12 protein-coding genes are annotated in these 15,333 nt (G+C 50.0%); 8 read left to right on the forward strand and 4 right to left on the reverse strand.

The genetic code is table 11. The annotated features are described in order from the left end of the window. Nucleotides 1–9: 9 nt before the first annotated feature. A complete protein-coding gene (gene arcC / locus EKM99_RS05625) occupies nt 10–954 on the forward strand; it encodes a carbamate kinase (protein WP_125581723.1) in 945 nt (314 codons plus the stop codon). A gap of 109 nt (nt 955–1,063) precedes the next feature. Next, complete coding sequence (locus EKM99_RS05630; RefSeq protein ID WP_225419796.1) at nt 1,064–1,753, forward strand: Crp/Fnr family transcriptional regulator; 690 nt, start codon at nt 1,064–1,066, stop codon at nt 1,751–1,753. 618 nt (nt 1,754–2,371) lie between these two features. Here EKM99_RS05630 and arcD read toward each other — a convergent pair. Further along, nucleotides 2,372–3,832: an arginine-ornithine antiporter gene (gene arcD, locus EKM99_RS05635; protein WP_125581879.1), complete on the reverse strand. Its 1,461-nt coding sequence runs from the start codon at nt 3,830–3,832 to the stop codon at nt 2,372–2,374. Nucleotides 3,833–3,961: 129 nt separating this feature from the next. Beyond that, nucleotides 3,962–4,678 (reverse strand): B3/B4 domain-containing protein, encoded by a 717-nt coding sequence (locus EKM99_RS05640; RefSeq protein ID WP_225419797.1) that lies wholly within the window; start codon nt 4,676–4,678, stop codon nt 3,962–3,964. Between the two features lie 277 nt (nt 4,679–4,955). Between EKM99_RS05640 and EKM99_RS05645 the strand changes: the two genes are divergently transcribed. After that, complete coding sequence (locus EKM99_RS05645; RefSeq protein WP_125581725.1) at nt 4,956–5,429, forward strand: arginine repressor; 474 nt, start codon at nt 4,956–4,958, stop codon at nt 5,427–5,429. 152 nt (nt 5,430–5,581) lie between these two features. After that, a complete protein-coding gene (locus tag EKM99_RS05650; RefSeq protein ID WP_125581727.1) occupies nt 5,582–8,086 on the forward strand; it encodes an excinuclease ABC subunit UvrA in 2,505 nt (834 codons plus the stop codon). Nucleotides 8,087–8,150: 64 nt separating this feature from the next. Here the strand turns inward: EKM99_RS05650 and EKM99_RS05655 are convergent, their stop codons facing one another. Together EKM99_RS05655 and EKM99_RS05660 are read right to left on the reverse strand one after the other, a co-directional pair. Continuing rightward, a complete protein-coding gene (locus tag EKM99_RS05655; RefSeq protein WP_125581729.1) occupies nt 8,151–8,387 on the reverse strand; it encodes a hypothetical protein in 237 nt (78 codons plus the stop codon). A gap of 68 nt (nt 8,388–8,455) precedes the next feature. Next, nucleotides 8,456–9,865, reverse strand: a complete 1,410-nt coding sequence (locus EKM99_RS05660) for a C69 family dipeptidase (protein WP_125581731.1) — start codon at nt 9,863–9,865, stop codon at nt 8,456–8,458. A gap of 633 nt (nt 9,866–10,498) precedes the next feature. Here EKM99_RS05660 and EKM99_RS05665 point away from each other — a divergent pair. The 4 genes from EKM99_RS05665 to EKM99_RS05680 all read left to right on the forward strand — a co-directional run bounded on the left by EKM99_RS05665 (nt 10,499) and on the right by EKM99_RS05680 (nt 15,332). Next, complete coding sequence (locus tag EKM99_RS05665) at nt 10,499–11,197, forward strand: Crp/Fnr family transcriptional regulator (protein WP_125581733.1); 699 nt, start codon at nt 10,499–10,501, stop codon at nt 11,195–11,197. Nucleotides 11,198–11,332: 135 nt separating this feature from the next. Then, nucleotides 11,333–13,216, forward strand: a complete 1,884-nt coding sequence (asnB, locus tag EKM99_RS05670) for an asparagine synthase (glutamine-hydrolyzing) (RefSeq protein ID WP_125581735.1) — start codon at nt 11,333–11,335, stop codon at nt 13,214–13,216. Nucleotides 13,217–13,359: 143 nt separating this feature from the next. Continuing rightward, nucleotides 13,360–14,616 (forward strand): carboxylate--amine ligase, encoded by a 1,257-nt coding sequence (locus tag EKM99_RS05675; protein ID WP_125581737.1) that lies wholly within the window; start codon nt 13,360–13,362, stop codon nt 14,614–14,616. Between the two features lie 5 nt (nt 14,617–14,621). Beyond that, nucleotides 14,622–15,332, forward strand: a complete 711-nt coding sequence (locus EKM99_RS05680) for an aspartate/glutamate racemase family protein (protein WP_125581739.1) — start codon at nt 14,622–14,624, stop codon at nt 15,330–15,332. The last annotated feature ends 1 nt before the right edge of the window (nt 15,333 follow it).

Genomic DNA, 15,333 nt, shown 5'->3' on the forward strand with positions numbered 1-15,333 from the left:
GAGAATATTATGACGAAACGTAAAATCGTTGTTGCCCTTGGCGGAAACGCCATCTTATCAAAGGATGCTTCATCCGAAGCCCAACAAGCAGCGCTCAGAACCACTGCCAAGCACCTGGTGAAATTTGTTGAACAGGGTGACGACTTGATCATCTCCCACGGAAATGGTCCGCAAGTGGGGAACCTGTTACTACAACAGGCTGCTGGGAGTACTGAAAAGAACCCAGCCATGCCACTGGATACAGCCGTTGCCATGACCCAAGGAAGCATCGGTTACTGGATGCAAAACGCCTTGGATGAGGAACTGGCCGCAGCCGGTATTGCCAAGGATGTTGCCACGGTGGTTACCCAGGTCGAAGTTGACCCAGCTGATGGCGCCTTCACCTCACCAACCAAGCCAATCGGACCTTTCTACAACCAAGCTGAAGCCGAAAAGCTCCAGAGCGACCATCCAGAATACACTTACGTTGAGGATGCTGGCCGTGGTTACCGGCGCGTTGTGCCATCACCAAAGCCAATTGGCGTAAATGAATACCGCGTGGTTGACACCTTAGTTGGTGCCGGCGTGATTCCAATCTCCGTTGGTGGCGGTGGCGTTCCCGTTGTCCGTGAAGGCAACCGGCTAGTTGGCCGGGAAGCCGTAATCGACAAGGACTTCGCTTCTGAAAAGTTGGCTGAACTGGTTCACGCTGACCTGCTGATCATTTTGACGGCGGTTGACAACATTTACGTGAACTTCAACAAGCCAGACCAAAAGAAGTTGGAGCACGTCAGCATCAAGGAATTGGAAGACTACGAAAAAGACAACCAATTTGCCAAAGGAAGCATGTTACCTAAGGTCCAAGCGGCAGTTGATTTCGTTAAGAACAGTAGTCATGGACAAGCCGTGGTCACTTCTTTGGAAAATATTGGCGAATTTCTCGAAAATGGCCAAGGAACCATCATTTCCAAGTAGTTAGAGCACGCCAAAGATTGCGCGGGTAACTTTTTTCAAGAAACCTGCTGATAATCCTCTCAAATTAGGTTATGATGAAATAAGTCATAACGAGTTTGGGAGGATTATTTTGATCATACGAAAGAATGAATATCCGCGCTACTTACGGTTGTTGAAAATGAATCCTGAGTTTAAAGATTTTACGGATGCTGAATTCAAAATTATTCAAGATAAGATGCAGGTTCGTAGCTATCCCAAGGGGCAGTTGCTGTTTGATCAGGCTGATCTGCGGTCGCACTTCTATTTTTTGGCCAAGGGATTGTTAAAGACTGAACGAACCGACGAGTCAGGCAATGAATTTTTTTATGAATTTATCAGTGAGATGAAAGCCTTTCCGTATCGGGGGATGTTCCACGACCGGGAATATTCCTACTCAGTTACGGGCATGACGGCGATTGAGGTGATTTCGTTGCCGATGGCTGATTTTGAGAATCTCTTGCTACAGAACAAAAAGATGATGCGTAACGTGATTCTTGAGATGGGTCAGATTATTAATGAAAACGAGAACCAGCTCCAACTGATGGTAAATTCCAGTGCCAGTAGTCGCGTGCAAAATGGCTTGAAGATTCTGGGCCAAACTCTGGGCAAGCCAGGGGATGACGGCACACGCTTAATTCCGTACCCGATTACGCTAATTGAGCTGTCGCAGCTTTCCGGAACCACCCGGGAGACAGCGAGCCAAGTGGTTCAGAAGCTGGTAGCCAGTCATCAGATTAAGTACGAGCGCAAGTATTTCACTTTGCTGGATCAACAAATCTAGTTGCGAAATAGTGGTAATGTTTCCGGCTTACCGTTCGACAAATTTAGGCTGGAACGCTGTGGGCAGGACGCTGAAAGCCTGAGAAGCGGTCTTTAAGCTCGCTTTGAACCGCCAACCCGCGTTTCAAAGTCGCCATTTTCCATGGAGACCACGTGGAAAATCCCACGGCTGAGCCTAAATTTGGTTCACTCGCGCCTACATGGATGGTGAGCAATTATTGCGGATAAGATCTGACAGTCCAACGATGGTCGCATCAACGTGGTGGTATAAAACTAATCGTAACCGTAGGAGGCCAGAGATGCAGGTAGCTGTGACAACGCTGTTAGCTGGGAACCAGCTTACAGCGTGGGACGCGTTTGGAGACTGTCGGTTTTGGACAGGCTTCAAACCGAGCCGGAGGACCGCACCTCAGTCCGCAGGCGGTCCCCATAGCAGCCGGAATCTCTGGCAGCCGCAGGTGGCAATTTTTAACTGACTTTGTGGTGTAAATCTGTTTTAGCTGGGCCTTCTAGACGTTTTTTAACCAAAATTAAAAGGGTCGGCGATAACGATCACCTGTGGCATAAGCACAGATGGTGTTATCACCGACTCTTTTTCGTTGCCGTTTCAGCTGACAAGTTAAATGCTGAGCTTGCCGGTGAAGAGACCAATCAGGGCGAGCACGGCACAGCCGAGGATGATGGCCATCCCCGTCCATTCCTTGTAGGACAAATTTTTGCCTTCCGTCCGTTGTCTGCACGCCATCAGATAGAGAACGCTACCGGGGATGTAGGCGATTGAACAGAAAATCAAATATTGAATGCCGGAGAAATAAATGGCAACCGTTTCAAAGAGGAGGGCGCCGGCGCCAATCCAAAGCTGGAGGTGATTACCTTTTTCCTGCAAGTGGTGCCAGGAATATTTCATCTGGTAGGCGGCAACCAAGATGTAACAAATGGTGATGGCCGCGGTACACATGGAATAGGCAATCTGATAGGCCCGATCCGTAAAGATTAAGGTGAAGAGGAAAAATTGAATCAGGGCACTACTAGTCACCAATGAGATGGTGGCGGTCCCATTTTTATTTTTCCGACTAAATATTTTTGGTAGGAGTTCCTGCTTGGACATGAGCCGAATCGTTTCTGCCGGGAGCATGGTCCAAGATAACCAGGAACCCAAGGTGGAAATGATCAGGCCAATGCTAATCAGCGCGCCACCCCATGAGCCAACCATCTCCCTAAAAATGTAAACCATGGCCGGTTGCTTCATGGTCGCCAGCGTTTGCCGGTCGAGGTAGCCGTATGGGAGAACGGACGCGAGCACGTAAATGATTAGTAAGCCACAGAGACCAATCAACGTGGCCTTGCCGGCGTCGGACTTTTTCTGTGCCCGAGAAGAGAGCATGGTGGCCCCTTCAATTCCGACAAAGACCCACATCATAATGATAAAACACCGTTTGATTTGGGAAGCGACCGTGGTGGGGGCCAGGGAGCCCTGAAGATTTGACTGAACGTTGCCCCAGAAATCAGCGGTAAATACTTGGCCCTTAAATAAAATAATGGCAATCACAATGAAGACGAAGAGGGGAATTAATTTGCAGATGGTAATCATGGAGTTGATGATGGCAGCGCTCTCGATACCGTGGTTAACCAGTAGGGTGAGCAGCCAGAGGATAATACTGGTGACGATGACGGAGGGAATCTTATTGGTCCCGTTGAACAGGGGAATAAAATAACCCACGGCGTTCATCATGACTGTCGCGAAAGCAACGTTACCCATCCATGCAGAAATCCAGTAGCCCCAGCCACTGACAAAGCCGGTGTATTTGCCAAAACCCTCCTCGGCGTAGGAGAAGATCCCTTCAAGGTCCGGCCGCTTGGTGACGAGATTGTTGAGGGAGAGCGCCAGCATCAGCGTCCCCAAGCCAACAATCCCCCAGGCGACCAACGCTGCGCCGGGAGAGGCGGCAATGGCTAGGTCAGAGGTTAAAGCAAAAATGCCACCGCCAATCGAAGAGGTAATTACGGTTGAGATTAAGGCGACGAGGCTAAGCCCTTGTGTCGGCCTAGCGGGGGGCTCTGGGTCTGATGGCGTTAACATTTTCATGAGAATAACGATCCTTTCGGCTTGGCGGAAATTAGGGCCAAGCGCTTGTGGGGGAATATGAAGCGGTTTCAAAAAGGGATATCAGCAGACGACCGGCGTTTGGCCGCACAGCTGTGAATGACACTAGTTTTTAAACGTGACGACAGGATGGTCCTTGGTGACTAAGGTGTAGGTCGTTTCCAGACCCAGGTAGTCCTTTAGCCGTTGTTGGAGCGCTTGGGTTGCTGCCAAGTGATCAGCCTGCCGCTCTGGATTAACGTTTTCCATGTAAAATAGCAGATTTTTCGTCTCTTCAGTGGCTTCCACCCGCGAGCTATCACGCCAAGCCCAGCAACGGGAAACGACATCGTGGGCGTCCTGATAAATGACCTCACCGGGGAGGGCTTCTTCGACCTCATCCTCGCCAATTGGCCGGAAGGGTTCGCCGCCCTGAGCGACGGTTAAATGAATATCGCCTTCGACCTGATCCATGTCCTCGGCAGCGACCGGGAAGGCCCATTCGAGGGAGACGGAATTGTAAATGTCCACGACGGGGTTAATGTTACCAACGCCCTTGCCATTCTTCGCGCGCTTGAGCAGGTTTTCGACGGCACAGCGGGCACCTTTCTTTGTCTTAAATTGTTGAAAGGCTTCGCGCCAGTCTTGGATGACCGTATTCTTACTGATAGGATCGTTGGGAACCCAACGCGTGGCCGCTACTTGGTTAGCCGTGGTTAAAAGGTCCGCGGGAACTTGACCATTATCTTGATTTTTGACGTCATGAGCGGTTAAAAATGCAATTTTCACGTCCGGAAAAATTTCCCAAAACGACTCGTCCACAATGAATTTTTGCGACATCATTAATGCCTCCTTGTATGAATAAACTACAACTCTAAGTATACCGTTTTTACCCTGATGTGCCAGCGATTTTTGGCATTTTAGGAAAAATTATCTTTATTTTTCTACTACTATATTTCCAAAAAAATGTTAATAAATAAAACGTGGCTTGCGCCCGCAGATTATTTTGCGTTTGTCCCCTTTTTTTGCTACAATATGACTGTTCATTATGCAATTAAATCGGAAATTCATACAATATTATGCAAATTATATCTCTGTTTATACAGTGGGGGCGGTTACATTGAAAAAGAGTATGCGGCAGGCACACATTGAACGGCTCATTAATCAGTATCCAATCGGCACGCAAGAAGAGTTGATGACCCATCTGGAAGCCGTCGGGATTCAAGCGACCCAGACGACCATTTCGCGGGATATTCGGGAAATGCAGATTGTCAAAGCCCAAGACGGTCACGGCCATTTGCGCTACACGATTTTTAAAGCGGGCAATCGGACTGAAGAGGAACATTTACGAGAAACAATCAGCGAAGTGGTGATTGGGTTGACTCGCGTGGAGTTTATCAACGTGCTGAAGACGCAGCCCAGCAACGGGAACCTCCTGGCCGCTATTTTTGACGATTTGAACTTGCCGGAAATTACGGGGACACTGGCTGGTCACGATACAATTTTCATAATCAGTCCAACGGAAGCGGTGGCGAAGAGCCTGTACGCTCGGATTGCCAAAGATGTGAATCCGGATATTCTCCATGATTTGTAAACAGGCATCATAAATAAACGGTCAGGCTCGGAGACAATGCTCGGGCCTTTTTTTTGCGGCAGTATTTCAGGAGCCCAAGGGGTTCAAAAACCATGATTACAGCGGAAAATGGTATAGTAAAGGTACAAAATGTTTTTGGAGAGGAGTTTCCAATGCCAAGTAATTTACCAACTAAAATCCAAGTTCGCGGGGCTAAGGTCAACAACTTAAAGGATTTGGATGTCGATATTCCTTTAAACCAATTCGTTGCCATCACTGGCCGGAGTGGGTCGGGTAAGTCATCGTTAGCGATGGGCGTGCTCTACGCTGAGGGGGCGCGGCGTTATTTGAATGCGCTGTCGACCTTTACCCGCCGACGGATCAACCAAATGGGGAAGGCGGCGGTGGACTCCGTTGCGTACCTGCCTTCCGCTTTGGCACTACGCCAACGGCCACAGGTACCCGGGGTTCGCTCAACTGTGGGCACGATGTCGGAGAGCCTCAACATTTTACGACTGGTCTTTTCCCGGTTAGGTGCGCCGGTCTGTCCCAATGGTCATCAGGTTCCACCAACCTTAGATGTGGCCGAAAATGATGGCTATGTGACCTGCCCAACTTGTGGCGTGATGTTCCGGGCGCCCGGTGCCGAGGATTTCGCGTTTAACTCAAACGGGGCCTGCGCAACCTGTGGCGGCCTTGGGGAAGTTCGGCAACTGGACGCCTCACTCATCATCGGCAATGAGGATCAGACACTGGCTGAAGGGGCGGTTGCCTCTTGGCACTTACCTGGCCGTAACTTCATGCCGACCGTGGCGAATGCGATTGGCATCCCAATTGATGTGCCGTACAAGGACCTGAGCGACGCTGATAAGCAGCGCGTGCTCCACGGGAAAAAGCAGTACGTTGCGATTGATATTCCTAGCAGTAAAGGAAAAATTTTCCACATGGACAAGGCGGTGTACGAGAGTGCGTTTGCGGCTGTTGAGGATAGCATGGCCACCTCGAAAAACGAGCGGACGATTACAAAATTGAATAAATTTTACACCTTCGATACGTGTCCCACCTGTCACGGCACCCGGTTGAATCCAGCGCTGTTGAAGCAATTATTAAATGGCAAAAACATTGCCGAAGTGTGTGATTTACCCGTGAATGAGTTGCGGACGTTTGCGGGAACCATCGTGGCGAGTCTTCCCGCGAAGATGCACCAACTGGGGCAAAATCTGGTCGATGAGCTGTTGTTGAGCCTACAACCAATGGTGGATCTGGGATTAGATTACCTAACGTTGAGCCGACCGGGGGCGACCTTGTCTACCGGGGAACTCCAGCGAATCCAGCTGGGACGGACCTTACGGAGTGCAACTACCGGGGTCCTTTACGTCCTGGATGAGCCGTCAGTTGGGCTGCATCCGGCGAACGTTACCGGACTGATCAAGGCCTTTCGGGAGTTAGTAACTCAAGGCAATTCGGTCGTGGTGGTGGATCATGACACCCGGATTATTGGCGCGGCCGATTACGTGATTGAGATTGGTCCGGGGGCCGGCAAGAATGGTGGCACCGTGGTGGATCAGGGGACCGTGGACCAAGTGGCTCACAGTCAGCACTCACTCATCGCACCATTTCTGAACGGGACCGCCCAGCTCAGGGAACGACCACAACTGGACGACCACGACCTTTGGCAGAAGGGGCAGGTGGCCATCGAGGTTCAGCACCGCTTCAACATTGAAGATGTCGCGGTTAAATTCCCGAAGAACCGCTTGACGACGGTGACGGGGATGAGTGGTGCTGGCAAGACCACGTTGGTTTTGGATAGTCTGATTCCAGCCATTGAAGCCGAGGTTGAGCACCGGACACTACCCAAACACGTCACCAAATTAGACCGGTCCGGTATTCGCCACATAGTCAAGGTGGATTCCGTTCCCGTGGGCAAAAATGTGCGCTCGACGGTTGCCACTTACACGGACATTTTGGATCGGTTGCGGAAGCTCTTTGCCGCGACAGATGCAGCCAAAGAGCGGGGCTATACCAATAGTCGTTTTTCCTATAACGTCAAGACCGGTGCCTGCCCAACGTGTGGCGGTACTGGTCAGATTTCACTGGATGTTCAGTACCTTCCCGATATCACGGAGCTTTGCCCGCAGTGTCACGGGCAGCGGTACAATCAGGAAACGTTAGCGGTCACCTGGCACGATTACAGCATCGCTGACATTTTGGCTTTGTCCGTCGACGAGGCGTTACCAGTGTTTGCGGACGAAAGTGGGATTGAACAGACGTTGCAGACGCTCCACGATATGGGATTGGGCTACTTACTGTTAGGCGAGAGTACGCCGGCCCTGTCCGGTGGGGAGGCGCAACGCTTGAAGCTGGTCTCCCGGATTGGGAAACGGCAGAGCGGCACGCTGTTTATCTTTGACGAACCGACAGTTGGCCTGCATCCCTTGGACATCCAGCAGCTAGTGAAGGTCTTCGATCAATTGTTGCAGCAGGGGGCAACCGTGATTGCGATTGAGCATGATCTGGACCTGATTGCCAACGCGGATTACGTGATTGACATGGGTCCCGGTGGCGGGATCGACGGCGGTCACTTGGTAGCAACTGGTACACCTCAGGCTGTGAGCGAGAACCCAGCGAGCGTGACGGGCCGTTACTTACACGATGAATTAACCCTCTTTGCCAATTAAACATGTCAGATCAACACAAAAAACGCATCGCCCATAAAATTAGGCGGTGCGTTTTATTTTTCACTTAAATTTTCTTAGAAACGGTGTAGCGCTCGGTCGTCGAAGGTTCCGACTTGTCAGTGAGCTGTTGTTCTGCCAAAAAGATATCGAACGATGGCTCCCCGTGTTCGCTCTTGACGACCAAGACATGACCGGACTCATCATGCCGTTCTTGGTAAATCTGGGCCGTTTGCACGGCTTCGTGATAATCATGAAAATTACCAATTGAATCTCCTGGGTTGAAAAGGACTACTTCATCCATCTAATCATTCCTTTCGAGGCTAGCTGCTACTTTCATTATAGCGCATTCGTCTTGAAAACGATACCAATTTACAACCCGGCATCCATGGCAAAAGTCAGTTCTGACAGATCCGCATTGGCTTGAACCAGCTTACCGGTTTGTACCTGGATGGCTTGAGCCAGTTCGGCAGCTGTTTCGGCATTGAAGGTCCCTAAGTCGATGGCGGTTGTGGCTGTTTGTTGGTCGCCAAGTTGTAGGCGTTGGTAGCCGGCCGCTTGCATTTGCGTTTGAAAAGCAGCTAATAGTTTACGATTCTGATGGTAGTGGGCCTCACTTAAGACGTTGAGTAACTTGTTTGCCCAGTAAGGGTTTTGCCCGTCATAGGTTTGATTGGCGGCGCTGTACGGGTCGCCAACTTGGTCGCCCTGTGCGTAGAATGGCAGGTAAGGACTGAATGCCGGGTTGCCCAGGCATTGCCAAACGACGCCAGCCAGAGCAGGGGCAACGTTGCGGCGGATTTGGAGAATGTGCGAATTCTGAGTCCGTGAGAGGCCGACCGCTCTGAACTGATGCTTTTCAGTCTCGGTACCGGTACCGAGCGGATCGTAAGGCGTTTCCTGATAATGGGATCCCAGAAATTCTTCGACGGCCGCCACACTGATTTTTTGTTCGGCGTGCTGAATGAAGGGTAGTTCTTGACTGGTCGGATCTTCAAAGGCACTTGGTGTGAATAATTTATGACCGTACCAGACCCGGGGTGTGTTGTAATGGGCGTCATCAATCGTTTTCGTGCCAAAGATGTGGCGTGAGTTAAACCGATTGCCGTCCGGATTCAGGCGATTTTCTTGAACGAACTGACGGATACCTGCGGAGGCCAGATAATTGTTGCTATCATCGAAATCGATGTCTTCAATGGCCAGTTGGTTGGCAACCACAGCGTACGCATCATCGGGGATGCGTTGGGCAACCCAGTGATGGCCACTGACGATTTCCATGTACCAGACCTCATCGGCGTCACTGAACAACACGCCGTTGCTTTCGGCTGCACCGTTTGTGGTGACCAGTTGGCCCAGTCGTTGAATACCGGCTTGAGCTGAGTCGATGTAAGGCAAGACCACCGTAAGCATGGCGTCTTCAGCAATCCCATCGTCAACCAGCGGATCGATTCCCAGCACCCGGCTATTGGTATAGGCGCTTTCAGTGGCACTCATGGCCACGTTCTTTTCGTTGATACCACTTTCTTCAAAGTAGCCTTCGCTAGGGTCAGTGTCGGGCACCGCTGTGTAGTGGTATGCTTTCTCTGGAAGCGTGGTGGCAAACTGATTTCCCTTGGAAACAAAGGCTAAGTCGCGGTCCTCGTTGGCGGGATGCACGATGGCGTGTTTCGGCCAGATGGCGACAAAGTTGTCTTCATTCCGGGCGATGAGGGTGCTGCCATCGATCATGGCCGATTTACCAGCTAAAAATGAGGTGCAGGCTTGATGTGTATGACGGTTCATAGAAAACTCCTCCTTCAAAGATATCCGTTCCTACAATCACTATAGCACACGTGAGGGACGGGATAAACCGGATTGATATCGCTTTCATTTCATTGGCAAATTTGCGGAGTGGAGAGCGGTTTTTAAGGGTGGCATTCGTTGAGAATACAGCTGGTTCCTGAGCGTCATTTACCGGTAAGCAGGTACAATTTGATAGAATAGGGATGTATGCTTGGCTTGAACATTGATAGGGATAATAGTAGCGGCAACATTTGGAAGATTCCACGGCCGAGGCTAACTCTAACTCACTCATATCTACATTGAGTGGGTCAGCGACTAGTCATTAAAAGCCAGCACAACAGTGAATTCTGCCGGCATGACTGGTAAGACCCAGTCTTAACCGGAGGAGGACAGAGATGGAGGCAGCTGTGACAACGGTGTTAGCTGGGAACCAGCTTACAGCGTGGGACGTGTTTGGAGACTGATGAATTTTGTCAGGCTTCAAACCGAGCCGGAGGACCGTCCCTCAGGCCGCAGGCGGTCCCCATAGCAGCTGGAATCTTTGGCAGCCGCAGGTGGCGGGTTTCAACTATCTTAGCATCAAGACATTACTATTTGACAGCACTGAAACAGAAAATAAAAGGAGATGCCGAAATGGCACACACGCATCAGCATGAATCAATCGAGCAGGAACTGGAATGTGTCTCACAAGTACCAATCTTCCAGCGGTTGGCCGCGGATCAACTGACGTCGGTGGCCCAAGTCACCCGACCCGTGCTGGCGAAAAAGGGTGGCGCTGTCTTCAGCACGGGCGAAGTTTCCCAGACGCTGTACATCGTCAACGTCGGCCAAGTTCGCCTGTACCATTTGACTGAAGATGGTCGGGAACAAGTCTTGCGGGTGCTGAATCCGGGGGACTTTATTGGTGAGATTGCGCTGTTCACTGATGAAATTCACACGTCCTACGCTGAGGCGACGAAGGATAGTGAGCTCTGTACCATTTCGCGGGCGGCCTTAACGGCTCTGATTAAAGAAATGCCACCGTTGTCGATGGCGCTGCTGGGTGCGCTGGCCGATCGCTTAAAGACGGCGGAGCGGCAGGCAACGTTACTGGCGATCCCGGATGCACTGCCCCGGCTAGCGGGCTACTTACAAGAGGTGAGTGGGCATCGTGCTGGTACAATCGATTTACCGATGAGTAAGCAAGACTTGGCCGCCTATTTGGGAATGACACCAGAATCCCTCAGCAGGAAGCTACGGCAGCTGGTAAAGGATGGTATTGTTGAAACAATTGGGCGCCGTCAAATCAAGGTTTTAGACGCGTCATCGCTAGCGGCGGTGGCTCCCGTCTGAGTTTTGCGTTAGCTATCCATTAAGAATCCTTAATATTATGGTATTCCCCAATTAAATTTGCTAAAATAATGGGTGTTGTGTTTCATTTAAATTTTTAATTAGGCTTAAGAAAAAACAGAAAAAGGGGATACGCACATGTGTGGATTCGTTGGCTATGTGAATCAAAAAGATGTTCCGACTAATACCATCAACAGTATGGCAGATCGGATTAAGCACCGGGGGCCAGATGACGAGGCCTACTTCCACGACGAACAAGCCGTGATGGGGTTCCGCCGGCTGTCAATCATTGACTTAGCCCATGGTAAGCAACCCATGTATAACCGGGATCAAACCAAGGTTCTGACCTTTAATGGTGAAATTTATAACTATCAAGAAATTCGGGCTGACCTGCAAAAGATGGGCTATGAATTCCAAACGGACGTGGACTCAGAAGTCTTGATTCACGGGTACGATGCTTGGGGTCCTAAATTATTGGACCGGCTCCGCGGCATGTACGCCTTCGCCATTTACGACAAGATGAAGAACGAAGTCTTTGGTGCCCGGGACCACTTTGGTATCAAGCCAATGTACTACTACGATGATGGCGAGACCTTCTTGTGGGCTTCTGAAATCAAGGCGTTCCTGGAACACCCGAATTTCAAGAAGGAATTCAACGAAGCCTTGTTGCCAATCCATCTGAGTTTTGAATTCATCCCATCACGGGAAACGATGTTCAAGAACGTCTACAAAGTGTTGCCTGGTCAATACTTCATTCACCATGCCAACGGCGAGACGGAAACCCATCGTTACTACAAATTTAATTATGACCACATTGACAACAGTCAAACGGTTGAAGAGGATGCCAAGAAGATTCGGGGAATCGTCGATGAATCCGTGAAGACGCATATGATCGCTGACGTTGAAGTCGGAAGTTTCCTGTCCAGTGGGATTGACTCTTCCTACGTCTTGAACGAAGCGTCAAAATTAAAGCCAATTCAGTCCTTCTCCTTAGGGTTCAAGAATTCTAAGTACAGTGAGTTGAGCTGGTCAACGGAATTTGCCAAGGAAATCAAGCAAAAGAACACGCCACTGTACATGACGGGTGACGATTACTTTGACATTTTACCAACCATCATGTACTACATGGACGAACCGTTGTCTAACCCATCTGCGATGCAGTTGTACTACCTGTCCAAGGGGACGCGTGAATCCGTTAAGGTCGCGCTGTCCGGTGAAGGGGCCGATGAGTTCTTCGGTGGTTACAACACTTACTTGGAAGCTATTCCGTTCGAACGTTATCAGAAATGGGTGCCTCAAGGTATTCGAAAGATGCTGGGCGGCATCGCTGAAAAGTTCCCACGGTTCCACGGTCGCCGTTTCTTGGTTCGTGGTGCCCAGCCGCTGAGTGAACGCTACTACCGGGTCAACTACGTGTTCGATTACCATGATCGGAACAAGATTTTGAAGAATCCTAGCCTGAATCAAGATGCTGGTGCTTACACCAAGCACTTCTTCGATGACGTCAAGGGCTTGGACGAAATGACCCAGATGCAGTACTTTGATATTAACACCTGGTTACCTTACGACATTTTGCATAAGGCTGACCGGATGAGCATGGCTAATTCACTCGAAGTGCGGACGCCATTGGTTGATAAAGAAGTGGCCAAGTTTGCCGCAACGATGCCGGTTAAGACGCGGATTCACACGGATGAAACCAAGGTTTCTCTGCGGACCGCTGCGGAAGCAGAATTGCCAGAACGGGTTGCCAAGAAGGAAAAGATGGGCTTCCCATCCCCAATCGCCACTTGGATCAAGACGGAACCTTACAAGTCACGGATCATCGAAGCGTTTAACTCCGACGTGGCCAACAAATTCTTTAACACGGATGCCTTGATGGAAATCTTACATGAACACATCAACGGGAAATCCAGCATGCAAAAGATCTTCACCATCTACACGTTTATCTTGTGGTACGAAGTTTACTTCCCAGAAGATACGACGGCTAAGACGGTCGATCTAGTTCATCGCACGCAAATTTAATTGCATACGGCGCGCCTTTTTGGCTGGCCGATAACGATCAAGGTTGCTATTGGACTCGTCCGCTAACAACCTTGATTGTGTTTACTTAGAATTAGTTGAAACGAAGAGAAATTAAGAACGTTGTGAAGGGGCTTTAATTTGTTATGGAAACCAATGAAGTAAAATTCACACCCGTTTTATTAGGGAGCGACTTTAACGTCTACGGGATGGCGCGGTCATTTTATCAGCTGTACCACCAACCCGTCCAGGCCTTTGCCAGCATTCAGTTGGCACCGACCCGTTACACCAAAGTGGTCAATCTGGAACTGATTCCGGGGTTCGATGAAGATCCTGTTTGGATTGAAACCATGCGCAAGCTGAAGGCCCGGTATGCCGATCATCCAGAACCCGTGATCCTGATTGGTTGTGGGGATGGCTATGCCGAATTGATCAGTAAGCACAAGGCGGAGTTGGAAGACGTTTTCATCTGCCCGTACATTGACTACGATCAGTTGCGGCACTTGAACAACAAGGAAAACTTCTACAAGGTTTGTGACCAGTATGGGCTGCCATATCCGGCGACACGAATCATCACCAAGGCGGAAGCGACGGCGGCTGAACCCGTGGAACAGCCCTTCGATTACCCGGTTGCCCTGAAGCCTGCCAACAGTGTGGAATGGTTAGACGTCCACTTTGAGGGCCGGAAAAAGGCGTTCCGGATTCAATCCGAGGCCGAGTTCCGTGAAATTGTGCAGAAGGCGTACGCCAATGGCTATACCTCTGACTTGATTCTCCAGGACTTTGTGCCGGGGGATGACAGTAACATGCGGGTGCTAAACGCCTACGTGGACCGCAACCATCACGTGAAAATGATGTGCTTAGGTCATCCGTTGTTAGAAGATCCGGCACCGTCCGCGATTGGTAATTACGTGGCCATCATTCCGGAATATAACGAAACCATTTACCAAAACATTCAAAAATTCCTCGAAGCCATCGACTTTACCGGCTATGCCAATTTCGATATGAAATATGACGTTCGGGATCAGTCCTTTAAGCTGTTTGAAATTAACTTGCGTCAAGGGCGGAGTAGTTTCTTCGTCACACTGAACGGCTACAACTTAGCCGATTGGGTGGTCAAGGACTACGTGAAGGACAGCTTGGCAGATGCACCAACCGTCTACGGTAATAAGGATGAGAGCCAACACGCTCTCTGGTTAGGGGTACCCGTGAAAGTCTTCAAGCAGTACACCCGTGAAAATGCCGATAAGGAACGGGCGCTGAAGCTGATTGCTGCGGGCAAGTACGGGACCACCTACCGTTATGATCAAGACATGAACTTGAAACGTTGGGCGCTGATTCAGTGGATGCAGCACAATTACACGGTCAATTTCAAGAAGTATTTCGCAGAAAATAAGGGGTAACTACCATGAAAAAATTCTTTACGATCATTGGTGGTATGGGCACTATGGCAACCGAAAGTTACGTGCATCAATTGAACTTGCGGACGCCTGCACATGCCGACCAGGATTACTTGAATTATATTTTGGTTAACCACGCGACGGTACCGGATCGGACGGCTTATATTTTAGACCACAGTCAACCCAATCCGTTGCCTAGCCTGCTCGATGATATTCGTCAGCAGAGTCAACTGGATCCAGCATTTTTCACGTTGCCATGTAACACGGCACATTACTTTTATGATGACTTACAGGCCGCAACCGACGTGCCTTTGCTGCATATGCCCCGCGAAACCGTTAAGGAAATTCGACAAAAATTCCCGAACGCTAAGCGCATTGGCATTACCGGTACTCAGGGAACCATCACCGATAAGGTCTATGAAAATGAGGTTGAAGCGGCTGGGTTAACGCCGGTGCTACCAACTGACGAGATTGAAGCGGAAACGATGACACTGATCTACGACCACATCAAGGAAAACAATGAAGTGGACGCGGCGCTTTATCACCGGATTCTGCGCCAAATGGTCGATGAACAGCACGCTGATTTGGTCATTCTGGGTTGCACCGAGCTGTCATTGGCCCAGGAACGCGAACCAGAAATGGATATTCCAATCGTTGATGGGCAGTCTGTTTTGGTGGACCGCACGTTAGAAATGGCTTTGAAGCTGCGTGAAGAATAGA

Source organism: Levilactobacillus cerevisiae (assembly GCF_003946245.1).
GTDB classification, from domain to species: Bacteria; Bacillota; Bacilli; order Lactobacillales; family Lactobacillaceae; genus Levilactobacillus; species Levilactobacillus cerevisiae.